Here is a 23,339-nt window from a genome sequence, read left to right on the forward strand (position 1 = left end):
CCCTCCGCTTATCCATGACTGACTTCAGATACCGATGTCGACTGCTGCTTTTTTTCATGGCGACGCAGCAGCACCACTTTGCTTTGCAACCGTTGCTGGAACTGGTCGATCACCACGGCGGTAACAATCACCAGCCCCTTGATCACCATTTGCCAGAAGTCGCTGACGCCCATCATCACCATGCCGTCGGCGAGGAAGACGATCACGAAGGCGCCGATAATCGAGCCGGAGACGCGACCGCGGCCGCCCGCCAGTGCCGTGCCGCCCAGCACCGTGGCGCCGATAGCGTCCATCTCGAACATATTGCCGGTCATCGGATGGGCGGTTTGCAGCTGCGACGCCACCACCAGCCCCACCAGCCCGGCGCAGAGGCCGGAGAAGGCGTAGACGAAAATTTTCACCTTCACGATCGGCACGCCCGCCAGCCGCGCGGCCGATTCGTTGCCGCCGGTGGCGTAGATGTAGCGCCCCAGCGGCGTTTTGCGCGTCAGGTAGAGCCCGAGCAGCAGAAAGCCCACCATCAGCCAGATCGGCAGATAGATGCCGAGCAGCGTGCCGGAGCCGAGAAAGGCGAAGCCGGTATTGCCGAGCGCCGGCAGGCCGACCAGGTTGGCGTAGGTGCTGCCGTCGTTGAACAGCAGCGCCGCGCCGCGCGCCACATACATCATGCCCAGGGTGCAGATAAAGGGCGCGACGCCGAGCCGGGTGATCACCGCGCCGTTCACCAGCCCGATAATTACGCCGAACAGCGCCACCGCGAGGATCACCTCCGGCACGTTAAGGAACAGGGTATTGCCGTTCCACAGCGGCACGCCGCTGGTGAGCAGCGCGCCCGCCACCATGCCGCAGATGCCCGCCACCGCGCCCACCGAGAGATCGATGCCGCCGGTGAGGATCACCAGCGTCATGCCGATCGCCAGCAGCCCGGTAATGGCGACGTGCTGAGTCATAATCAGCAGGTTCGACGGAGTGAGAAAGTTCGGCACCATGACGCTGAAAAAGCCGATGACGATCAGCAGCGCGATAAAGGTGCGCGCTTTCAGCAGGTACATATAGAGCAGGTATTTTTGGTTCATCATCTCTCCTGCGGGCGATCGACGTCGCCCGTCATGCCTGGTAAACCGGCGGCTTAGTCATGCGGCGTCGAGGCCGTAATCAGTTTTTCGCGCGTAACCTCAGCGCGGGGTAAATCGGCGGTGATACGGCCGTCGGCCATCACCAGCACGCGGTCCGCCAGCGCCATCACCTCATCCAGTTCGGAAGAGGAGAACATCACCGCCAGCCCCTGCTGCGCCAGCGTGCCGATCAGGTGATAGACGTCGGTTTTCGCGCCGACGTCGATGCCGCGCGTCGGCTCGTCCAGCAGCACCACCTGCGGCCCGGTCATCAGCGCCTTACCCAGCACCACCTTCTGCTGGTTGCCGCCGCTCAGCGAGGTAATCGGCAGCTCGGGATCGCTGACCTTGATCGCCAGATGCTGGATCATTTCGTCGACGCACCGCTTCTCTTTGGCCGGATGCAGCAGGCGCAGCGCGCGGCGAAAGCCGCGCAGGCTGAGGTCGGTCAGCGTCATGTTGGCGGTGATCGACATCAGCTGCACCACGCCTTCGCCCTGGCGATCCTCTGGCACCAGCGTAATGCCGCGCTTCAGCCGCTGCTGAAAGCTGCACCGCTCCAGCACGCTGCCCGCCAGCCGCACCTTGCCCGACTGGCAGTGCATCAGGCCGATCAGCCCTTTGAACAGCTCGGTGCGCCCGGCGCCCAGCAGGCCGTAAATGCCGATCACTTCCCCTTTGCGCAGCGAGAAGCTAACGTCGTTGAGCCGATAGCCGCCGTTCTGATGCAGCGCGGTCAGGCCCTCTACCTCCAGCACCGTTTCGCCCTGCGCCGCCGCCTGATAGTCGAAGTGCTTTTTCTTGTCGCCGACCATCTGTTCAATAATCCAGGGCACGCTGGCGTCGCGCACCTCGCGCTCGCTGATAAAGCGGCCGTCGCGGAAGATGGTGATGTGGTCGCCGATCTCCATCAGCTCTTCCAGCCGGTGCGAGATATAGATGATGGTGACGCCGCGCCGCTTCAGCTGCTCAATAACGTTGAACAGCACCTTCACCTCCGACTGGCTGAGCGCGCTGGTCGGCTCGTCCATAATCAGCACGCGCGTATCTTTCGAGAGCGCCCGCGCGATCTCCACCAGCTGCTGATGGCCGATGCCCAGCTCGCCCAGCGGCGCGTAGGGATCGACATCCAGCTCCAGCCGCTCCAGCAGCGACTTCGCCAGCGCATACTGATACTTCTCGTTGATCACGCCGCGCTGGAAGAATTCGTTGGCGATAAAGATGTTGTCCATCACGTTCATGTTGGGAAACAGGTTCAGCTCCTGAAAGATAATGCTGATGCCCTGTTTTTCCGCCTGGTGCGTCGAGGAGAGCGATACCGGCTCGCCATCGAGCAGGATTTCGCCGCTGGAAGGGGTCTCTACCCCGGCCAGCATCTTCATCATGGTGGATTTGCCCGCGCCGTTTTCGCCGATCAGCACGTTGACCTTGTTGCGATAGACGCGGTAGTTGACCTGATCGAGCGCGGTGACGCCGGGATAGATGCGCGACAGGCCGCGCGTCTCGATAATCACCTCGCCGTCCGCTTGTGGATGCTGCATAACCGCTCCTTACTGCCGCGCGATGGCGACAGGCGTCACGTTCGGGATCTGCTGCGGCACATCCCAGCTGCTGAATACGCCCGTCAGCTGCACCTTGTCGCCCACTTTCGGCTTGAAGGCGGTCATCATGCTGGAGGCCTGCTGATTGATGGCGCGGCCGTAGTCGCCGAACAGCACCTGATCGTTAAAGTCCTGATAGCTTGCCCCTTTATAGGCGTCGCGCAGCGCGGTGCCGGGAATAATCGGTCCGGTCTGCACCGTGATGCTGGCGCCAGAGGCGTCTTTGACCGTCATGCGGCCGCTGCGCGACGTGGTATTAACCGCCGTCACTTTGCCGCTGACGCTGACGCTAAACACGCAGGGGTTTTCCGCCTGGCTGCGATAGCCCAGCGTGCTGCAGGCGGTGTCGAAATCTTTCGCTGCCTGCAGCGCCTTCAGCAGTTCGGCCGCGGGTTTCGCGTCGCGCTGCACCTGCGGCACCAGCTGTTCGCGCCAGGTCTGGGCGATATTCGCCATCTTCGGGTTCGGCGGATTTTTCAGATCCGCCAGCTCCTGCTGCGACACAATGCGGCAACCGCTGAGCACAATCATCGGAAGCAGAAGCCAGAGTCGTCTGTCCATGGGGTTCTCCTGACGCCCGTCCAGGACGGGCGCCGCTGCAAGGGGGTTACGACTTAAAGTTGAAGTCCTGCACGCCGCTGGCGTTATCCGGCGTAATCAGGATGCCGCGGAACATCACGCGCTGCTTCGCCGGCTTGACCCCTTTCTGAATGAAGTTATCCAGATCGGTGACGCCCTGCGCGGCGATCGCCTGCGCCTGCAGCATTACCGTGGCTTTCAGCGTGCCCGCCTTCACCGCGTCGCGCTCGTCGTTGCTGCCGTCGATGCCCACTACGGTGACGTCGTCGCGGCCCGCCGCCTTCAGGGCGGCGATCGCGCCCAGCGCCACCGGTCCGTTGCCGCAGATCACCCCTTTCACATCGGGATGCGCCTGCAGAATGCTGTCCATGATGCGCTTGCCGTCGATCAGGGTGCCTTTCGCATCCTGGCGCGCCACGCTCTGCATATCGGGATACTGGTCCAGCACCTGATGGAAGGATTTCGAACGCGTCACGCAGTTGTTGTCCGCCAGGTTGCAGGTCAGCTCGGCATATTTGCCCTTCTCGCCCATCTTCTCGACAAACACGGTGGCGACGTCGGAACCGGCCTGGAAGTTGTTATGGGTGATCTGCTCCAGCGCCACGTCGTCAACGGGGATTTCGCGGTTGATCAGCACCACCGGAATACCGGCCTCTTTGGCCTTTTTGATCGCCGCGACGCTCGCGGTGGAATCGGCGTTGTCGAGAATAATGCCCTGCACTTTTTTGCCGATGGCGGCGTCGATCAGCTCGCTCTGCTTCTTCACGTCTTCGCCGTGCGACAGCACCGAGGTTTTGTAGCCCAGCTCTTGCGCCTTGAGGTTGGCGCCCTTGGCTTCCGAGGCGTAATAGGGGTTATCCAGCGAGTTGACGAGGATCATGATGGTGCCTTTCTCCGCCGCGAAGCCGGCGCTGGAGAAGAGGCTGGCGGCGATCGCGGTGCACAGCAGGGAGCGGATTTTCATGGCGATATTCTCTCTTCTATTTGTAGGGGGGTAAGGCTTTGGGGCTGGTGCTGCATTACCAGATAGTGAAACCGCCATCGATCATCAGATCGGCGCCGGTAATCATGTCGCTGCCGTTGCTGGCGAAAAACAGCACGGCGGCGGCGATTTCGTCGGTGTAGGCGAAGCGGCCTAACGGGATCAGCTTTTTCATCTCTTCGCCCTTCTCGCCGCGCCAGGCTTTTTCGCCCATCGGCGTCAGCACCACGGTGGGCGACAGGGTATTAACGTTAATGCGGTGCGGCGCGAACTCTTTCGCCATCACTTTGGTCATGCCGAGCAGGCCCGCCTTCGCGGAGGTGTAGGCGACGTGGTTATCGATGGCGATCGAGGCCGCCTGCGAGGCGATATTGATGATTTTGCCCCCCTTGCCCGCCGCGACCATGCGTTTGCCCGCCGCCTGCGCGCAGAGAAACGGTCCGGTCAGGTTAACGGCGATCTGCTTCTGCCATTCGACGAAATCGGTTTCCAGCACCGGCTGCAGCATCACGTAGCCGGCGCAGTTGACCAGGATATCGATCTGGCCGTAGTGCTGCGCCACCTCGTCGAACGCGCCCCCAACCGACGCCGGATTGGTGACGTCGCAGGTAACGAACTGCACCCTGTCGGCGTCGAAGCTGTCGCGCAGGCTGGCGACCTTCTCCGCTTCGAAAGGAGGATAGAGCAGCGCCAGACGCGCCCCTTTCGCCAGCAGCATTTCGTTGCTCGCCATCGCAATGCCGCCGAGCCCGCCGGTCACTACCGCCACTTTGCCGCCAAGATCCATCGCGCTGTCGACGCCGTAGCGCAGGTTTACGTCATATTCGCTGCTCATCTGTTCCTCACTTGTGTCGTTGCCGGCGGCCGCTCCAGTTAAAACGGATTTTTTCCGGGCTTACGGGATATTTGATTTTCGAACAAAAATATAAGCTATCGAATCGCAATGGTATGTGGGTGAGATCAAATTTCATACACCTCGTGAAAATTATTTTTATCCCTTTGTTTTCGCGTGATATAGCGTAAGCAGCGTAAAACGGGCATGGATAAAGGCGCTATGCGAACCCTGCGCTTTCAAAGGGATGCGGGTCTTTCATTTTCGTTCGAAAACAAATAGCGCGCCGGGTCGCCTCGCATTCGCTAAAAGTGCGGGGTAAACTCAGCGTCAGGCATCAATTCGCCGGATATGACCGTGGTTGAGAAGAGGGAGCATTTCGATTGAAAAGCAAAAGTGAGCAGCTTGCCGATATGCAGCAGCGCCGCGAAAAGATTCTGGAGATGATCCGCGAAGACGGCACGGTGACGGTTAAGGCGCTGACGGAGGCGTTCGGCCTGACGGAGGCCACTATCCGTACCGACCTGAGAATGCTGCAAAAGCAGGGGTTTGTGCAGCGCTATCACGGCGGCGCGACCCTGATGACCGGCAAGCAGAATACCGGCGCGCTGCTGCTGGAGCGGCAGACCCATCTGGAGGAAAAAGAGGCGATCGGCCGACTGGCGGCGCAGCATATCGAAAACGGCGACACGGTGATTTTCGATTCGGGCACCACGACTACCGCCATCGCCGAGGCGATCGGCCATATTCGTCGCCTCTCGGTGGTCACCACGGCAGTGAATATCGCGCTCAAGCTGGGCGGCGAGCCGGGCATCAACATTTTGCTTACCGGCGGCACCTTTAAATTCCCGACCCTTTCTACCTCCGGCGAAAAGGCAGCGAGCTTTTTTGAAAACGTGCTGGCGCAAAAGCTGTTTCTCGCCACCGCCTGCATTTCGCCACGCCTCGGTCTCAGCTTCCCCAGTGAAACCGACATCAAGGTGAAAATGGCGATGATCAACTCTGCCAGCACGGTCTACGTGGTGGCGGACTCCAGCAAAATCGACAAGGTGTCGATGTTCGCGCTGCCCTGCGACTGGAGCCATATCCACTATCTGATCACCGACGACGGGATCAGCGCGGCGCAGATCGCCGCCTTTGAGGCGCTCGGCGTCAACGTGCTGGTGGCGTCGCTGCCGCAGGCGCAGCGGCGCGCGGTTTAGGCCTGCGCCGCTGCGGCCCGCTGCGCCGCTGCGGCGTAGCGCACTACCTCGCCGACAATCAGCAGCGACGGCGAGACCGGCCGCTGCTGCGCCACCGTCTGCGCCAGCCCGGCCAGCGAGGTGATCAGCACCCGCTGATCCGCGCGCGTGCCGTTCTCGACGATCGCCACCGGGGTATCGCCCGCGCGCCCCTGCTTCTGAAGCTGGGCGGCGATCGAGGCGCTCCAGCGCAGCCCCATATAGAACACCAGGGTTTCGCGCGGGTCACCGTAGGCCCGATCCGCCAGCTGCGGCTCGCCCAGCTTGCCGTGGCCGGTGATCAGCCGCAGCGACTGGGCGCAGTCGCGGTGCGTCAGCGGAATGTTGCTGGCGGCGGCGCAGCCCACGGCGGCGGTGATGCCCGGCACCACCTCGCAGCGCACCTGCGCCTGCTGCAGAAACGCCAGCTCTTCGCCGCCGCGTCCGAAGATAAAGGGATCGCCGCCCTTCAGCCGCACTACTTCGCGGCCGCCGCGCGCCAGATCCGCCAGCAGCTGGTTGATCTCGCCCTGTTTCATCCCGTGACGGCCAGGCTGTTTGCCGACGTCGATGCAGAGCGCCGAGGTCGGCACCTCCGCCATCACCGCCTCGCTCACCAGCCGGTCATAGACCACCACCTCCGCCTGATGCAGCAGCCGCAGCGCTTTCACCGTCAGCAGCTCGACGTCGCCCGGTCCCGCGCCGACCAGCCAGACGCGTCCCTGCCCGTCGCCGCTCGACAGCAGTTTATTCAGTGAATCGATAGCAAAGGTCATAGCGTTCTCCGTTACGCCGTGGCTGGCGTGAATAACAGTTGTTTCAGTTCAGGAATGCAGGAGCCGCAGTTGGTGCCGCACTTTAGCGCGGCGCCGAGCGCCGCAGGCGAGTCGCAGCCCTGCGCCATCGCCTGCCGGATCGCTGTTTCGCCGACGCCGAAACAGCTGCAGATGATGCGCCCGGCGTCGCTGCCCTGCGCGCTGCTGCCCGCCAGCAGCGCAAAGCGTCCGGCGGCGTCGGCGGACGGCGCGCGAAAGGCGGCAGTGATGAATTCATGGTCGAGCCTCGGCAGGCGCGGCGCGGCGTAGAACGCCAGCTGCAGCTCGCCCTCGCGCCACGCCAGCAGCCGGTACTCTCCCGCAGCGCCCACCGCCTGCTGCAGCTGCATGTTCTGCGTCGCCAGCTGCGCCTGCGCCCAGTCGCGCGCGGCGCCGTCACCCGCCAGCGTCAGCCGCTGCGCGCCTGTCTGCGGCGCGCGCGCCCAGTAGCGCAGCCCGGAAGGCGCCTCGATATCGCGCTGCCACAGCCAGCCCTGCCAGCCGGTACGCAGCGGCTGGATACGCACCGCCGTCTGCTTCAGCGCCGGCTGGCCCGACGCGGGACAGCAGCGCGCCGCTACCAGCACGTCGACATTGCTCTGCAGCGCGAACTGACGGTTCCAGTGCATCGGCGCAAACAGCTCGTTAAGACGCATACCGCTGTCGATTCGCACCCGCGCCGCCATCCAGCCGTGCGCCGACTGCACCCGCGCCAAATCGCCATCGGCGAGGCCCCAGCGCTGCGCCGTTGCGGGATGCAGCGCGATAAAGGGCTCGTCGATATGCTGCATCAGGCGCGGCACCGCGCCGGTGCGCGTCATGGTATGCCACTGGTCGCGAATACGTCCGCTGTTCATCAGCAGCGGATAGCCTTTGTCGCCCGCCGTCTCCAGCGGCGCGGCGCAGGGCAGCAGCCGCGCTTTGCCGTCGGCATGATAAAAGCGGCGATCGCCGAACAGTCGGGCACAGCCGTCAGGGAAGCGCGCGTTGACCGGCCACTGCACCGGTTTCAGCTGCTCCCAGGCGTCGTCGCTGAGCTGCGCCAGCCCGCTGATGTCGAAAGCGCGCTGGCCGTAGTTTTCAAAGCCGGAGAGCGCGGCGTGCTCGCGAAAAATCTCCGCCGGATGCTGCCAGCCGAAGGCGTCGCCAAAGCCGAGTCGCTGCGCCACCTGCGCCAGCAGCCACCAGTCGGGCTTCGCTTCACCGGGCGGCGGCACAAAGGCGCGCTGGCGCGAGATGCGCCGTTCGGAGTTGGTCACGGTGCCGTTTTTTTCGCCCCAGCCGAGCGCAGGCAGCAGAATATCGGCAAACGCCGTGGTGTCGGTGTTCGCCATCACGTCGGAGACGATCACCAGCGGGCAGGCGGCCAGGGCCTGCGCCACGCGGTTGCCTTCCGGCATCGACGCCGCCGGATTGGTGCCGAGGATCCACACCGCCTTCACCTCGCCGCGCGCCACCGCCTCGAACAGCGCGACGGCGGTGAGGCCGGGCCGCCGCGCCACCGTCGGGCTGCGCCAGAAGCGCTGCAGCCGGTCGCATTCGGCATCGCTGAAGCCCATATGCGCCGCCAGCTGATTCGCCAGCCCGCCCACCTCGCGTCCGCCCATGGCATTAGGCTGTCCGGTCAGCGAAAAAGGCCCGCAGCCCGCGCGGCCCAGCTTCCCGCTCAGCAGATGGACGTTAACAATGGCGTTGTTATGGTCGCTGCCGGCGGCCGACTGATTAATGCCCATACACCAGAGCGTGAGCACGCGATCGCTGGCGGTAAACAGCTGGTAAAACTGCGCCAGCAAGTCGCTATCCAGATCGCAGGCCGCCGCCGCACGCGCCAGCGTCCATGACTGCGCCGCCGCCAGCGTCTCCTCGACGCCGTTCAGGTGCGGCAGCATGCTACTGTCGATGGCGCGATGCTGCGCCAGCCAGTTGAGCAGACCGCTGAACAGCGCGCCGTCGCTGCCCGGGCGCAGCGGCAGATGCAGATCCGCCAGGTCGGCGCTCGCGGTGCGGCGCGGATCGATCGTCACCACGCGCATCGCCGGGCGCTGCTGCTTCGCCTGCGCCAGCCGCTGATAGGCCACCGGATGGGTCCAGGCGGCGTTAGAGCCCACCAGCACCACCAGATCCGCCTCGGCGAAATCCTCATAGCAACAGGGCACCGCGTCCGCGCCGAAGGCGCGCTTGTAGCCCACCACCGCCGAGGCCATGCAGAGACGCGAGTTGGTGTCGATATTGGCCGCGCCGAGATAGCCCTTCATCAGCTTGTTGGCGACGTAGTAATCCTCGGTGAGCAGCTGGCCGGAGGCGTAGATCGCCACCGCCTCCGGACCGTGCCGCTCGATAATGGCGCGCAGGCGCGCGGCGGCGCTCTCCAGCGCGTGCTCCAGCGCTACCGGCTCGCCGTCCACCCGCGCCCGCAACAGTCGTCCGCTGGCGTGCAGGGTATCGCCCAGCGCCGCGCCTTTGACGCACAGGCGTCCAAGATTGGCCGGATGGCTGTCGTCGCCGGCGACGGCGCCGTCGGCGCCTACGCTGACGCCGCAGCCGACGCCGCAGTAGGGACAGGTGCTCTTCATGAGGCTTCCGCCATCAGGTTGAGCGGCCGGTTCGCCACCCAGATGCGCCCCGCTTCCAGCTTCACCGGCCAGCAGCGCAGCTGATGCTGCGGGTTGTCGAGACTCTGCCCGTCGCGCAGGCGCACGCGCTGCTTGTAGAGCGGCGAGATCACCACCGGCTCGCCCGCCACGTCGCCGAGGATGCCGCGCGACAGCACGCTGACTTCGCTGCCCGGCTCGCGATCCTCCAGTGCGTAGAGATCGTCGCCGAAGCGGAACAGCGCGATGCGCTCGCTGCCAAGACGCGCCCCGATGCCCGCCTGCGGCGGCACCGCCGCGAGATCGCACAGCGCGCTCCAGGGTTCGGCCGGCAGTTCGCGCAGCGCAATGCGCGTCGGCGTCGCGGGCTGACGCTGATCCCGCACCCGATCGTAACGCAGCGCCTCGTCCGTCCCCGCGCCGTTTACGGCGGGGGTAAAGAGCGCGCGCCGCGACGGATCCGCCAGCGTGGTTTGCCATTCGCACTGGTAGCTGTCGACGACGCGCTGCATCTCCGCCTCCAGCGTCGCCGCGATGCCGAGGCTGTCCTCCATCACCACCTGACGCAGATAGTCGAGCCCGCCGTCGAGGTTATCCATCCAGACGCTGGTGCGCTGCAGCCGGTCGGCGGTGCGCACATAGAACATCAGGATGCGGTCGACGTAGCGGATCAGCGTTTCGTCGTCGAGATCGCTGGCGAAGAGATCGGCGTGGCGCGGCTTCATGCCGCCGTTGCCGCAGACGTAAAGGTTCCAGCCTTTCTCGGTGGCGATGACGCCGATATCTTTGCTCTGCGCTTCGGCGCACTCGCGGGTGCAGCCCGACACCGCCATCTTGATCTTGTGCGGCGCGCGCAGCCCTTTGTAGCGATGCTCCAGCGCGATGGCGAAGGCGGTCGAATCCTGCACGCCGTAGCGGCACCAGCTGGAGCCGACACAGGATTTCACCGTGCGCAGCGATTTGCCGTAGGCGTGGCCGGTCTCAAAGCCCGCCGCCAACAGCGCTTCCCAGATAGCGGGCAGCTGATCCAGCCGCGCGCCGAAGAGATCGATACGCTGGCCGCCGGTGATTTTGGTGTAGAGATCGTAGCGCGCCGCCACTTCGCCGATGGCGATCAGCCCCTGCGGCGTGATCTCGCCGCCCGGCACGCGCGGCACCACGGAGTAGCTGCCGTCTTTCTGAATATTGGCGAAGTAGCGATCGTTGGTCTCCTGTAGCGGCAGATGCGCCGGCTTCAGCAGGTAGTCGTTCCAGCAGGAGGCGAGCAGCGACGCCGCCAGCGGCTTGCAGACTTCGCAGCCGTGGCCGCGCCCGTGCGCCGCCAGCAGCGCCTCCCAGCTTTTCAGCTCGCCGACGCGCATCAGGTGATAAAGCTCCTGCCGCGAGTACGCGAAATGTTCGCAGATATCCTTTTTCACCTCGACGCCGAGGGTCGCCAGCTGGTTCTCCATCACCTGTTTCACCAGCGCCGAACAGCCGCCGCAGCCGGTGGCGGCGCGGGTGCACTGCTTAATCGCCGCCATATCGCCGCAGCCCGCCTGCACCGCGGCGCAGATATCCCCCTTGCTGACGCTGTGGCAGGAGCAGACCTGCGCGCTGTCCGGCAGCGCCGCTATCCCAGGCGCCCGGCTCGGCGTCCCAGCCAGCGCGGGCAAAATCAGGCTCTCCGGCGCGGCGGGCAGCGCCATCTGGTTAAGCATCATCTGCAGCAGCGTGCTGTAGTCGGCGCTGTCCCCTACCAGCACGCCGCCCAGCAGGGTTTTGCCCTCGCCGCACACCACGATTTTCTTGTATATCCCTTTAGGCTCGTCGGTCCAGTAGTAGCTCTGGCTGCCCGGCGTGCGCCCGTGGGCGTCGCCGAACGAGGCGACCTCAACCCCCAGCAGCTTGAGTCTGGTGCTCATATCCGCGCCGGTAAACAGGCTCGTCTCGCCGGCGAGGTGTCCGGCCAGCGCGCGCGCCATCTGGTAGCCGGGCGCCACCAGGCCGAAAATCTGCCCGTTCCACAGCGCGCACTCGCCGATGGCGAACACCGCCTCGTCGCTGGTCTGGCACAGATCGTTGATGGCGATGCCGCCGCGCGGGCCGAGGGTTAATCCCGCCGCGCGCGCCAGCTCGTCGCGCGGGCGGATACCCACCGAAAAGAGCACCATGTCAACGTTGAGCGTCTCGCCGTCGGCGAACCGCAGCGTCAGGCTGTCGTCCGCCTCGCGCACGAGGCTTTCCGTCTGCTTCGCGGTGTGCACCTGCACGCCGAGCGCGTCGATTTTACGCCGCAGCATCTGTGCGCCGCCCTCGTCCAGCTGCACCGCCATCAGGCGCGGCGCGAATTCGACCACATGGGTCTCCAGCCCAAGCTGGCGCAGCGCGTTGGCCGCCTCCAGCCCCAGCAGGCCGCCGCCAATCACCACACCGCGCCGGCTGCGGCGCGCGCAGGCGGCGATGGCGTCGAGATCGTCCAGCGTGCGGTAGACGAAGCAGCGCGGGTCGTCGTGGCCGGGGATGGGCGGCACAAAGGGACGCGAGCCGGTGGCGAGCACCAGCCGGTCCCACGCCAGCTCGTCGCCGCGGCTGTCGCGCAGGCTGCGCTGCTGGCGATCGATCGCCACCACCCGGCAGTCGCTGCGCAATTCGATGCCGTGCGCCGCAAAAAAGTCCTCGCCGACCAGCGACAGATCGGCGGCGCTTTTGCCGTCGAACCAGGATGAGAGATGAACGCGGTCATAGGCGGGCAGCCGCTCTTCGCCGTAGACCACGATGTGATAGCGCTGGTGCAGCGCACGCGCCACCAGCTGTTCGAGGAAATGGTGGCTGACCATGCCGTGACCGACCACGGCTAATACCGGTTTACTCATCATCGGGCTTCCTGCAGCCTGCGGCTGCGTTTCGGGTGAAGTATCAAAAAGGGTGTGCAGCGCGGCGCGTTCGCCCGCCTGCAGTTTCGCCAGCAGCGGCGCGGCCTGGCGACAGTCGCCGTAAAGCAGCACGCCGCTCAACCGGCCGTCGCGCAGAAACAGACGGCGGTAGTCGCCGGCAATCGGATCGAAGCTGACGCAGCTCTCCGCCTCGCGGATATCACCAGCGCTAAACAGCGAAATGCCGCTGACCTTAAGGCGGGTGCCGTCGACCTGATGGCGAAAATCAGCAACCGGCTGCCCCGCCAGCTGCGCCGCCAGCACCTCCGCCTGCGCCAGACAGGGCGCTACCAGCCCGAAGGTCTCGCCGCCTATTTCACAGCACTCGCCGAGGGCGTAAACGCCGGGCAGCCCGCTGCGCAGCTGGCGATCAACGATGATGCCGCGATGACAGGGCACGCCCGCCGCCGCCGCGACGGCGATCTCCGGCTCGACGCCGATGGCGATCACCACCTGCGCGGCAGGCAGCGTGCGGCCGTCGGTGAGCAGCACGCCGCTTTCCGTCACCGCCGCCAGCCCGCCGTTAAGCTCGACGTGCAGGCCGCGCGACGTGAGCTGCGCGAGGAGCAGCGCGCCCGCCTGGGCGTCGAGCTGGCGATCCAGCAGCCAGCTTTTGTGGTGCAGCAGCGTGACTTCGCGCCCCTGGGCGCGCAGCGCGGCGGCGGCCTCGATGCCGAGAAAGCCGCCGCCCAGCACCACCACCGGCCCTGTTTCGGCCAGCAGCGCGTCGATGTCCGCTTTGCTGCGAAAGCCAAAGACCTGCGGCCGGTCGACGCCGGCTATCGCGGGCAGCCGCGGGCGCGATCCGGTCGCGAACACCAGCCGATCCCACGCCAGCACACGCCGATCGGTCTCAAGCCGCCGCGCCACGAGGTCGATCTTTAGCACCGTTTCGCCCGCCAGCAGCGTGACGCCGTGCTGCTGGTACCAGGCCTGGGTATGGATGAGCGTCTCCTCGAAGGGTCGCTCGCCCGCCAGCACCGGCGAGAGCAGCACCCGGTTGTAGTTGCCGTGCGGCTCGCGCCCGATCACGGTGATGGCGTAACGATCCGGCGCGAGGCGCAGCAGGCTCTCCACCATGCGCATCCCCGCCATGCCGTTGCCCACTACCAGCAGCCGTTGCGTCATAGGCGGCTCCTCAGGCTGCGGTCTGTTTTTCATACAGGAAGTGCAAGATCTGCTGACGCAGCTGGTGGTAACGCGCCTCATCCGCCAGCGCGACCCGCGAGCGCGGCCGGGCGAGATCGATGGTCAGGATTTCGCCCACCTTCGCCGCCGGGCCGTTGGTCATCATCAGCACCCGGTCGGAGAGCAGCACCGCCTCGTCGACGTCGTGGGTGATTAGCACGATGGTGGTGTTCAGCTCCTGCTGGATGCGCATGACGCTGTCCTGCAGGTGCGCGCGCGTCAGGGCGTCGAGCGCGCCGAACGGCTCGTCGAGCAGCAGCACGCGCGGCTTCATCGCCAGCGCGCGCGCAATGCCGACGCGCTGCTTCATGCCGCCGGAGATCTCGCCGGGGCGTTTGTGCATCGCATGGCTCATCTGCACCCGGTTCAGGTTGTGCTCAATCCATTCCGCCATCTCCGCGTTGCTCATGCGGCCTTTAAACACCTGCCGCACCGCCAGCTCAACGTTCTGCCAGGCGGTCAGCCAGGGCAGCAGCGAGTGGTTCTGAAACACCACCGCGCGCTCCGGGCCGGGCCCGGCGATTTCGCGGTTGTCGCACAGCAGCACGCCGCTGCTCGGCGCGGTGAGTCCGGCGATCAGGTTGAGCAGCGTCGATTTGCCGCAGCCGGAGTGGCCGATCAGGCTTAAGGTTTCTCCTTCGTGAATGTCGAACGAGACGTTATCCAGGGCGAGAAAGTCGCCGCCCGCGGTGGTGAAACGCTGGCTGACCTGCTGAACGCGAATAATCGGTGACATAGCGGCTCCTTATTTATCCCAGCTAAAACGGCGGGCCAGCAGCATCAGGCCCTGCTCCAGCAACAGCCCCACCACGCCAATAATCAGAATGGCGATGAGGATGTTCTCGACGTTGAGGTTGTTCCACTCGTTCCAGATCCAGAAGCCGATGCCGAGGCCGCCGGTGAGCATTTCAGCGGCGACGATCACCAGCCAGGCGATGCCGATCGAGAGACGCACGCCGGTGAGCACCGCCGGCAGCACGGCGGGAAACAGAATGCGGCGCATCACCGTCCACTCCGACAGCTGCAGCACGCGCGCCACGTTGAGATAGTCCTGCGGGATGCGCTGCACCCCTTCGGCGGTGTTGATCACCATCGGCCAGATCGAGCAGATAAAGATGGTCCAGCTTGAGGCGGGCTCGGCGCGCTGGAACAGCAGCAGGCCAATCGGCAGCCAGGCGAGCGGACTCACCGGACGCAGCAGCGCGATAATCGGGTTGAACATGCGCGCCACAAAGGTAAAGCGCCCGAGCAGAAAGCCGGCGGGGATACCCACCAGCGCCGCCAGGCCAAAGCCGACCGCGACGCGCTGCAGCGAGGCGAGCACGTTCCAGCCGATGCCCTGGTCGTTCGGCCCGGCGTTATAGAAGGGATCGGCAAACAGCGTCAGCGCCGCCTGCCAGGTGGCGTACGGCGTCGGGAAGCCGCTGCTCCACAGCGCGGCGATCTGCCACACCAGCAGCATCAGCAGCAGGCCGCACAGCGCCGGAATAAGCCGCTGCATCAGCGGCCGCAGGCGCGGCGGACGGACCGCGCTTTTCGGCTTCAGGTTAAGGGTGACGACGGTGCCGGGTTCGACGGCGGCTGGGGCGCCGATCTGCGCAACTTTTTTCATCTCTGCCTCTCTTAGCGTTTCAGGGCGAAGCCGGCTGCGTAAGCGGCAGGATCGCTGCCGTCCCACACTTTGCCGTCCATCAGCGTGCTGCTGCGCAGTTCGCCTGGCGGCAGCGCGACGTTGCCGACGGCGCTCGCCGCCTGTTTGTAAATGTCGATGCGGTTGATCTGCCGCGCCACCGCCAGATAGTCGGGATCGACGCTGAGCATGCCCCAGCGCTTCATCTGCGTCAGAAACCACATACCGTCGGAGAGCCAGGGAAAGCTCACCGCGCCGTCGCCAAAGAAGCGCATGGCGTGCGCGTCCTGCCAGCTTTTGCCGAGGCCGTTCTGGTACTGGCCGAGCATGCGCCCCTCCAGCGTCTCGACTTTGGTGTTGATCCAGGCGCGCTGCGCCAGTACGGCGGCGGTTTCGCGTCGGTTGTCGTCGGAGGCGTCGATCCAGCGCGCCGCCTCGAGCACCGCCGCGGTCAGCGCGCGGGCGCAGTTAGGGTTGCTTTTCACCCACTCGCCGCGGGTGGCGAGGATCTTTTCGGGATGATCCGGCCAGATCTGCTGCGAGGTGGCGGCGGTGAAGCCGATGTCGTCGCTGATGGCGCGCTGGTTCCACGGCTCGCCGACGCAGAAGCCGCTCATATTGCCGATCTTCATGTTCATCACCATCTGCGGCGGCGGCACCACCAGGGTGCGGACGTCGTCGAAGGGATGAATGCCCGCGCTGGCGAGCCAGTAGTAGAGCCACATGGCGTGGGTGCTGGTGGGAAAGGTATGGGCGAAGCTGAAGGCGCCTTTCGGCTGCGCCGCCACCGCCTGCTTCAGGCTGGCAGCGTCGGTCACGCCCTGCGCCTTAAGCTGGCTGGAGAGCGTAATCGCCTGGCCGTTGTTGTTGAGCGTCATCAGGTTGGCCATGTCGTGCTGCGGCCCCGCCACGCCCAGCTGCAGCCCGTAGATCATGCCGTAGAGCGCGTGGGCGGCGTCCGGCTCGCCGGAGGTAAGCTTGTCGCGCACCGCCGCCCAGCTCGCCTCTTTGCTCGGCTGCAGCGTCAGGCCGTACTTTTTATCGAAGCCCTTCACCGCCGCCATCACCACCGGCGCGCAGTCGGTGAGCGGGATAAAGCCGACGCGCAGGCTCGCCTTCTCCGGCGCGTCGGAACCGGCGGCCCAGACGGCGTTGCGCAGCCCCGGCAGCAGATATGCGCCGCCAGCGGCGGCGCCAGCGAGTAACAACTTGCGCCGTGAGGCGGAAAAAGAGGAGTGGCTCATCGCTCGCTTCCTGAAAAAAGAGAATAAAAAAAGGCGTCCGACCGACATGCCTGCGCATGCGGATGGACGCCTTTATCCAAAGCACTGTTTCGCCGCCGTTGGCGAAAGAAGTGCGAATTCCCTGAAAGTACAGCAAGGAGCGTGCCAGGTCAGGAAACCCGCGCCGGCGCGGCTTTTTGCGCGGTGAAACGGGTCGGATGCACTTTGCTAACGCAGCCTGCGCACAGCGGTTGTGCATCTACCTCTGGAGAGGTAGCCGCGCCGCGCCTCTTACTGCGTCGCGGGCGGCTGCGCCATCGCGGCCACCGCCAGCACCGCCTGAGCGATGTCGATAACGCGTTTATTCTGGTTCATGGCGCTTTTGCGCAGCGCCTGCCACGCCGCCTGTTCGCCGTAGCCGTGCTGCTGCATTAGCCAGGCCTTCGCCTGATCGATTACCCGCCGCTCTTCTAAGGTAGCGCGCATGGTCGCCAGCTCATCCGCCTGACGCTGCAGACGCTGCGCCTGCTCGCGCACCAGCGACAGAACCGAGCGGCCAAGCTGATGCGCCAGGCCGTCGCTGTGCAGCCGGGTCTGCTCTTCCGGCAGCCAGTCGGCGCCGGCGATATAGAGGCTGAAGCTCTGATCCGCCGCTAGTACGGGCTGCGCGGCTTCGCTCTGCGCCGCCTGAATCGCCTGACGGCAGCGCGTCATCAGCGTAGCGGTAAGGTGATCCTCCAGCATTTTCATCTGATCGATGCGGGCGCTAAGCAGCGAGAACCAGCGTAGCGTGCCCGACTCCTCCGCCTGGCCGAGCGTGCAGGCGATGCGCCGCAGTCGCTCCACTTCCCGGCTGGCGGACGCCAGAGGACGCCAGCGGGCCAGCGCGTCGGCGTCGGCAAACTGGCTGAAGGTGGCGAAACTCTGCTCCTGCGCCGCGATCAGCGCCACCATGCGCTGACGCTGCTCTTCGCTGAAGCGGCCAGCGGCGAAACCTGCCGATCCGGTAGCGCGCTCCTGTCCCGCCAGCTCTTTGCCCTGCATAAAGCTGAACAGCGCAATCAGCGCGCGGGAAATATCGGGATGGCTGGCGGTATCCGCCGCTTCGAACACCAGGTTCAGCAGGGTGCGGATCACCTGGTTGAACGCCTGCATCGACTGCGCCTGATCGCGTTCGCCCGCCAGCATCTGCGCGCGCAGGCCAGGCAGCGCCGCCAGCGCCTGCAGCGCGGCGGCAATCAGATTGCAGAAGCGGCTGTCGCCGGGATGGGCGGCGGCGGGCGGCAGCGCCCGGGTAAAGCGTCGGATCGCCGCGCTCACCTCGTCCTCGCGCGCCAGACGCTCCTGGGCAAACAGCCGCCCCTGCGAGCAGATCCAGATATTGCTGGCGCCGCGCTCGCGCTGAAGCTGATGGATCAGCTCGCTCAGCGCCGCAATCAGCTGGCCGGTGTGCAGCAGCCGTTGCAGGCTGGCGATGTCGCTGTCGCGCGATGCCTGGAGGTATGCCAGCGCGTCGGTCATGGGAATCACCTTTTGATCAGAGTCGCCTTATTTGGGCAAAACGAAGCAAAAGCCATGCCGGTTTATAGAAAAAGTGCGATCGCTCTCACCCGGATATTCTGAAAAGAGCGGCCGTTAAAGCGCCGGAAAGGTCATCACAGAGAGCTAAAGCAATTAAAAAAATTTAATAATTTCCTATTCCCGGTGGCCCATGACAAAATAGCGTGCTTCATAATTCATCACGTTACGTCATTCATTTGTAAATTTCGCTTAACTGAACTACCCAGCGACCTTTTTCGGCATCTTTGCGCGCCGCGCGCCAGGCTGGCTAGCATGGCTTTAGCAACAGCGCAATGGTTTGAATTCTCAAAAGTCTTAGGTAGACTGGATGCAGTACTATCCTGATGTAATTTGTCTGTTTTTTTAGCTGATGCTGTGAAGGCATGATGCAGGTTGCGGGTCGTCACCAGCGTGACGATGGCGACGTATTATGCAGTTACTCTGATGAAATCGAGGAACATGGTGAAAAAGAGTCTTGCGTTAATGCTGCTGGCGACATTGACCCTGGCGGGCTGTAAAGCGCCGCCGCCGTCTGTCACCGATGACACGCTGGTCACCAGCGAAGTCAATGGCGTTAAGTTAGTGCATCGTCATGCGGTCGCCGCGCCTGCCGAATTTACCCCGGTTAATGAAACCTGGCGCGCCCTCTATGCGGCGTCGGTGATGACCACGCCCGACTACGGCGGCAAAGTGGTGCGTTATCTTGAAACCGGCAAGCCGTTCGAAGTGCTGGGCAGCGTCGAAAACCACTGGCTGGCGATCGCCGACCAGGCTGACGGCCCGCTGATCGGCTATGTTCCGCTGAAAGCGGGCGTGGAGAGCAGCCGCTACGACGCTACGCTGCGCAGCGATCGCCCGCGGCCGCGCGGAAAAAACAAGCAGGTCTGTGTCGACGTCGGCGGCGCCAGCAAAGCGTGCCGCACCAACGATACCGCGACCTGGATCTTAGACTGATAATGAAATCCGGCGCATATTGCCAGTTTGTCATCCCTGAGCTCGCCACTCAGGGATCTGTTCTTGTCTGGAAGAATCCCCGTTAATGACTCAGGAATCGCAGGCCGCAGAGGCGAACGCCTCGGGCAACGATAATCTTTTACTGCAGGCTGCGGCGCCGCTGCTGAACGCCGTGGTGCAGCTTCGCCAGGCGGTGACGCACGACGATCCCGCCGGCCTGCGTCAGTCGCTGATTGATGAAATCCGCCAGTTCGAGCAGCGCTGCAAGCAGGCGGGACTGCCGTTCGAGATGATTATCGGCGCGCGCTACTGCCTGTGCAGCGCGCTGGACGAGGCCGCGGCGCAAACCCCATGGGGCACGCGTGGCGTCTGGTCCGGCAACGGCATGCTGGTTACCTTTCACAACGAAAGCTGGGGCGGCGAAAAATTTTTCCAGCTGCTGTCGCGCATTTCGCAGAGCCCGAACCAGCACCTCTGGCTGCTGGAGGTGGTGCACTACTGCCTGCTGCTCGGCTACGAAGGCCGCTATCGCGGCAGCGACAGCGGACGCGTGCAGTGCGACGCCATTCGCAAGCGTCTCGCGAAGCTGATCGAGGAGACGCGTCAGCCGCAAAGCGAGAGCGCCAGGCCGCTGGTCGAGGTGCATCCGCTGGTCAGCAGCATCTCGCGCCCGATGATCCCGCTCTGGGCCTGCGCTACCGTCGCCGCGCTGCTCGCCTGCCTGCTCTACAGCGCGCTGAACTGGCGGCTCGGCAACGACGCCGAACCGCTGCTGCGCGCCATTTATCAGACGCCGCTGCCGCAGATCACCGTCGGGCGCCGTCCCTCTTCGCCGCAGGCGCTGCTCGATCTACGCCAGCGCCTTAACGACGTTATCGCCGCCGGCCAGCTTGAAGTCAGCGACGGCGCGTTCGGCAGCAAGGTGATTATTCCCGCCGACAAGCTGTTCGCCGAACAGGGCACCGCCATCAATCCGGTCGGACGCGCCTTGCTGGCGCGCGTCGCCACGGCGATGAAGAACGTCAAAGGCACGGTGCTGGTGTCGGTCTTTACCGACAATCGCCCGGTGGACAATAGCCGCTTCGCCTCTAGCTATGAATTCTCGTTCGCCCGCGCCCGCGCCGTGACCCAGCTGCTGCAGTCGCAGCTTGCCGACGGCCATGCGATCCGCTCGGAAGGACGCGGCGACAGCGACCCCCTGCTGCCTAACGACAGCAACGAAAACCGCACTCGCAACCGCCGCGTCGAAATTACGCTGTTCGCCGCGCCGGAAACGCTCAGTAATCATCAGGGAACCCAGTAATGCGCGCATCCTTACGCCCTGCTCTCACCCATCGCCTGCTGTGGAGCTTTATCGGCGTGACGGCGCTGAGCTGTCTCGTCTGGATCCTCGGCCCGTTCTGGAGCTGGGGAGAGACCCGCCCGCTCGAGCAGGCGCTGCCGCGCCAGCTGACCGTGGGCCTGCTTTTTTTCATCTGGATTTTGTTTCAGTTTATTCCTTCGCTCTATCGCGCCTGGTTCAACAGCAAGCTGCTCAATAACCTGCAGCAGGCGGGCGCGGAGGATCTCTCCGATCGCCAGGCGACCGAGGAGCTGCTTACCCAGCGCTTCAGCGAGGCGGTGATGCAGCTGAAACGCATGCCCCTTAGCCGCAAAAGCAACAGCCGCTGGCTGGCGCGCATGCAGTCGAGCTATCTCTATCAGCTGCCGTGGTATCTGGTGATCGGCGCGCCCGGCGCGGGCAAAACCACCGCGCTGCTCAACGCCGGACTCGACTTTCCCCTGACCGACAGCGTCGGCAAGACCGCGATTCGCGGCGTAGGCGGCACCCGCCACTGCGACTGGTGGTTTACCGACCAGGCGGTGCTGATCGACACCGCCGGACGCTATACCCTGCAGGAGAGCCAGCGCGCGCGCGACGCCGGCGAGTGGCACAGCTTTATCAATTTGCTGAAGCGCTACCGCACGCGCCAGCCGATTAACGGCGTAATCATGACCCTCAGCGTGGCGGATCTGCTGAGCGAATCGGCCGAGGCGCGCTATGCCCAGGCGAGCGCCATGCGCAACCGCCTGAGCGAGCTGCATCAGCAGACCGGCATCCACTTTCCGGTCTACGTTATGGTGACCAAAACCGATCTGCTGAAAGGCTTTATGGGCTATTTCGGCGCGCTGGAGAAGCGCCAGCGCGACGCCATCTGGGGCTTTACCTTTCCCTGGGAGCCGGGCAAGCCGCATAAAGATGACTGGCACCGCAGCTTTCATCAGCAGTTTCACCGACTGGAACAGCAGCTTCAGCAGCAGCTCAGCCACAAGATGGCGCAGGAGCGCGATCTCGGCCAGCGCGCCGACTGTTTCCTCTTTCCGCAGGAGTTCGCCTCGCTGCGCCCGCTGCTGAGCGAGTATCTCGACGTGGTTTTCTCTGACCAGCAGGAGTCGATCGCCTGGAGCGCCCGCGGGCTCTTTTTTACCAGCGGCACCCAGGAAGGTCTGCCCTTCGACCGTATTATGGGCGAGCTAAGCCGCAAGCTGCAGCTGCCGCAGGCAGGCGGTCAGACCATCGCCGCCTGGGACAGCGTCAACCGCAACAGCCCGATCCCCGGCAACAAGGGCCAGAGCTTTTTTATCCGCGATCTGCTCAGCGATCTGGTGTTCCGCGAAAGCGGCCTTGCCGGCAGCAACCGCCACTGGGAGCACCGCAACCAGCTGTTCCACTGGATTGGCTACGGCGTGCTGGCGGGCGCGCTAACCATCGCCTCGGGACTCTGGCTGATCAGCTTTTTCCAGAACCAGCGCTACCTCAGCCAGGTGGCGGAGCGCGTGCCGGTTATCGCCACCCAGAGCCAGCAGGTGATCCATCAGCCGGCGGATAATATTTTTGATCTGCTTCCCTTTTTGAACAACCTGGTGAAACTGCCGCTCTCTGACCACTTTTCGCTGGATAATCCGCCGGTTACTATGCGCGCCGGGCTTTATCGCGGCACCCAGGTGAGCGATGCCGCCTGGGCGCTTTATCAAAATGCGCTAAAGTCTTTGCTATTACCGCGCGTCGCGCAGCAGATCACTAACCTGCTGCGAAACGACAAGGGCGACGACAATGAGTACAGCCGTAATGCGCTGCGCGCCTATCAGATGCTCTATCAGCCGCGCAACTACGACGGCGAATTTTTACGCGCCTGGCTGATGCAGAATTTGCAGCGCTCGCTGCCTGAGAACGTCAGCGCGCGCGACCTGCAGCAGCTCGACTGGCACCTCAGTCAGCTGCTGGATCAGCAGATTCAGTCTTCGCCCTATGCGCGCGACAACGCGCTGATGATGCGCAAGCTGGCGGAAAATCTTAAAAATGCGGGTCGCGAAGGCAGCGCGCTGGCCGTGACGCCGGCGGCGGACGCGCAGCGATTGACCGCGCATAGCGAGTAATGATGAGGTGAGTATGGCTGCGATCGTCGCCCCCGGCTGGTACGGGAAGCTCCCCTCAACCGGCGATTTCCTTCGTCACCGGTTGAGCGAGAAACATATCGCGCCCTGGACCCACTGGTTTCAGCAGGGGCTGATGCACTGGCACAGTCAGGAGCAGGCGGCCACCAGCTGGTTTTTACAGGCGCCGGTATGGAACTTCGTTCTGCCGATCACGCCGGGCGTGCAGCAGGTGCAGATGGGCTGCCTGATGCCCTCATGCGATCGCGTGGGCCGCGCCTGGCCGCTGCTGGCGCTGCGCACCTTTCCGCTCAGCCAGTGGCATCCGGCGCAGCTCGCGATTTCCGGCGACTGGTTTCAGGACTTAGGCGCCACGCTCTATCAGGCGGTGCAGGTGCAGATCGCTCCGGCCCAGCTGGAGCAGCAGATGCAGGCGCTGCCGCCGCTGCTGGTGCCGGAGAAGCAGCGTTCCGACATTATGGACGTTATCGGCTTTAGCGACCTGCCCTGCACCCTGAGCTGGCGCGAGGTGGCGGACCGCTTCGATCCCCAGCAGCATATCAGCTACTGGTGGACCAACCGCTGCGACGGCTTCGCCCATGCGACCCACAAGCACAGCGGCAACCTGACGGCGCAACTGTTTTTATTACTTTTTAACCCGGCGGCAGGTACTCAGCCGGGACGTAACGGCCTCTATCCGCCAATGTTCGAATAACGGCC

Annotated in this window: 17 protein-coding genes; 5 read left to right on the forward strand and 12 right to left on the reverse strand. The window is 64.4% G+C overall.

Annotated elements, in window-relative coordinates:
- Window positions 1-8 precede the first annotated feature (8 nt).
- From PVE98_RS11190 to PVE98_RS11210, 5 genes are read right to left on the reverse strand one after another with little or no spacing between them, the layout of a single operon-like run.
- Entirely contained in the window at window positions 9-1,076 is a 1,068-nt protein-coding gene (locus PVE98_RS11190) for an ABC transporter permease (protein WP_096073039.1), read from the reverse strand.
- Window positions 1,077-1,129: 53 nt separating this feature from the next.
- Window positions 1,130-2,656 (reverse strand): sugar ABC transporter ATP-binding protein, encoded by a 1,527-nt coding sequence (locus PVE98_RS11195; RefSeq protein ID WP_333620914.1) that lies wholly within the window; start codon window positions 2,654-2,656, stop codon window positions 1,130-1,132.
- Window positions 2,657-2,665: 9 nt separating this feature from the next.
- Complete coding sequence (locus PVE98_RS11200) at window positions 2,666-3,277, reverse strand: DUF2291 family protein (protein WP_096073037.1); 612 nt, start codon at window positions 3,275-3,277, stop codon at window positions 2,666-2,668.
- Between the two features lie 46 nt (window positions 3,278-3,323).
- A complete protein-coding gene (locus tag PVE98_RS11205; protein ID WP_333620916.1) occupies window positions 3,324-4,259 on the reverse strand; it encodes a D-ribose ABC transporter substrate-binding protein in 936 nt (311 codons plus the stop codon).
- Between the two features lie 55 nt (window positions 4,260-4,314).
- Window positions 4,315-5,112, reverse strand: coding sequence for a GolD/DthD family dehydrogenase (locus PVE98_RS11210; protein WP_096073035.1), 798 nt, complete (start codon window positions 5,110-5,112; stop codon window positions 4,315-4,317).
- Window positions 5,113-5,492: 380 nt separating this feature from the next.
- Between PVE98_RS11210 and PVE98_RS11215 the strand changes: the two genes are divergently transcribed.
- On the forward strand, window positions 5,493-6,311 hold the full coding sequence (locus PVE98_RS11215; RefSeq protein WP_033747611.1) for a DeoR/GlpR family DNA-binding transcription regulator: 819 nt from the start codon (window positions 5,493-5,495) through the stop codon (window positions 6,309-6,311).
- Here the strand turns inward: PVE98_RS11215 and cobA are convergent.
- From cobA to PVE98_RS11250, 7 genes are all read right to left on the reverse strand, one after another.
- The gene (gene cobA / locus PVE98_RS11220) at window positions 6,308-7,105 is read right to left on the reverse strand and encodes a uroporphyrinogen-III C-methyltransferase (protein WP_096073034.1); all 798 of its coding nucleotides are present in this window, start codon (window positions 7,103-7,105) and stop codon (window positions 6,308-6,310) included. The two genes, PVE98_RS11215 and cobA, sit on opposite strands and share 4 nt — an antisense overlap.
- Window positions 7,106-7,116: 11 nt before the next feature.
- Complete coding sequence (locus PVE98_RS11225; RefSeq protein ID WP_096073033.1) at window positions 7,117-9,717, reverse strand: nitrate reductase; 2,601 nt, start codon at window positions 9,715-9,717, stop codon at window positions 7,117-7,119.
- Complete coding sequence (gene nirB, locus PVE98_RS11230) at window positions 9,714-13,778, reverse strand: nitrite reductase large subunit NirB (RefSeq protein WP_096073032.1); 4,065 nt, start codon at window positions 13,776-13,778, stop codon at window positions 9,714-9,716. Before nirB ends, PVE98_RS11225 begins: the two co-directional genes overlap by 4 nt.
- Window positions 13,779-13,788: 10 nt before the next feature.
- Window positions 13,789-14,574 (reverse strand): ABC transporter ATP-binding protein, encoded by a 786-nt coding sequence (locus tag PVE98_RS11235; RefSeq protein WP_096073031.1) that lies wholly within the window; start codon window positions 14,572-14,574, stop codon window positions 13,789-13,791.
- Between the two features lie 9 nt (window positions 14,575-14,583).
- Window positions 14,584-15,450: a nitrate ABC transporter permease gene (ntrB, locus tag PVE98_RS11240; protein WP_033747618.1), complete on the reverse strand. Its 867-nt coding sequence runs from the start codon at window positions 15,448-15,450 to the stop codon at window positions 14,584-14,586.
- Between the two features lie 11 nt (window positions 15,451-15,461).
- Window positions 15,462-16,712, reverse strand: coding sequence for a CmpA/NrtA family ABC transporter substrate-binding protein (locus PVE98_RS11245; protein ID WP_407568483.1), 1,251 nt, complete (start codon window positions 16,710-16,712; stop codon window positions 15,462-15,464).
- 270 nt (window positions 16,713-16,982) lie between these two features.
- Window positions 16,983-18,212, reverse strand: a complete 1,230-nt coding sequence (locus PVE98_RS11250) for a nitrate regulatory protein (RefSeq protein ID WP_096073029.1) — start codon at window positions 18,210-18,212, stop codon at window positions 16,983-16,985.
- A gap of 498 nt (window positions 18,213-18,710) precedes the next feature.
- Here PVE98_RS11250 and PVE98_RS11255 point away from each other — a divergent pair, with 498 nt between their 5' ends.
- From PVE98_RS11255 to tagF, 4 genes are all read left to right on the forward strand, one after another.
- Entirely contained in the window at window positions 18,711-19,205 is a 495-nt protein-coding gene (locus tag PVE98_RS11255; protein ID WP_179944743.1) for an SH3 domain-containing protein, read from the forward strand.
- 85 nt (window positions 19,206-19,290) lie between these two features.
- The gene (icmH, locus tag PVE98_RS11260) at window positions 19,291-20,508 is read left to right on the forward strand and encodes a type IVB secretion system protein IcmH/DotU (protein ID WP_096073028.1); all 1,218 of its coding nucleotides are present in this window, start codon (window positions 19,291-19,293) and stop codon (window positions 20,506-20,508) included.
- Window positions 20,508-22,622 (forward strand): type VI secretion system membrane subunit TssM, encoded by a 2,115-nt coding sequence (gene tssM / locus PVE98_RS11265; RefSeq protein WP_096073027.1) that lies wholly within the window; start codon window positions 20,508-20,510, stop codon window positions 22,620-22,622. Before icmH ends, tssM begins: the two co-directional genes overlap by 1 nt.
- A gap of 13 nt (window positions 22,623-22,635) precedes the next feature.
- Window positions 22,636-23,334, forward strand: coding sequence for a type VI secretion system-associated protein TagF (tagF, locus tag PVE98_RS11270; RefSeq protein WP_033747628.1), 699 nt, complete (start codon window positions 22,636-22,638; stop codon window positions 23,332-23,334).
- The last annotated feature ends 5 nt before the right edge of the window (window positions 23,335-23,339 follow it).

It is taken from the genome of Pantoea sp. GABEPS69, from assembly GCF_045780835.1.
In the GTDB taxonomy this organism is placed as follows: domain Bacteria; phylum Pseudomonadota; class Gammaproteobacteria; order Enterobacterales; family Enterobacteriaceae; genus Pantoea; species Pantoea septica.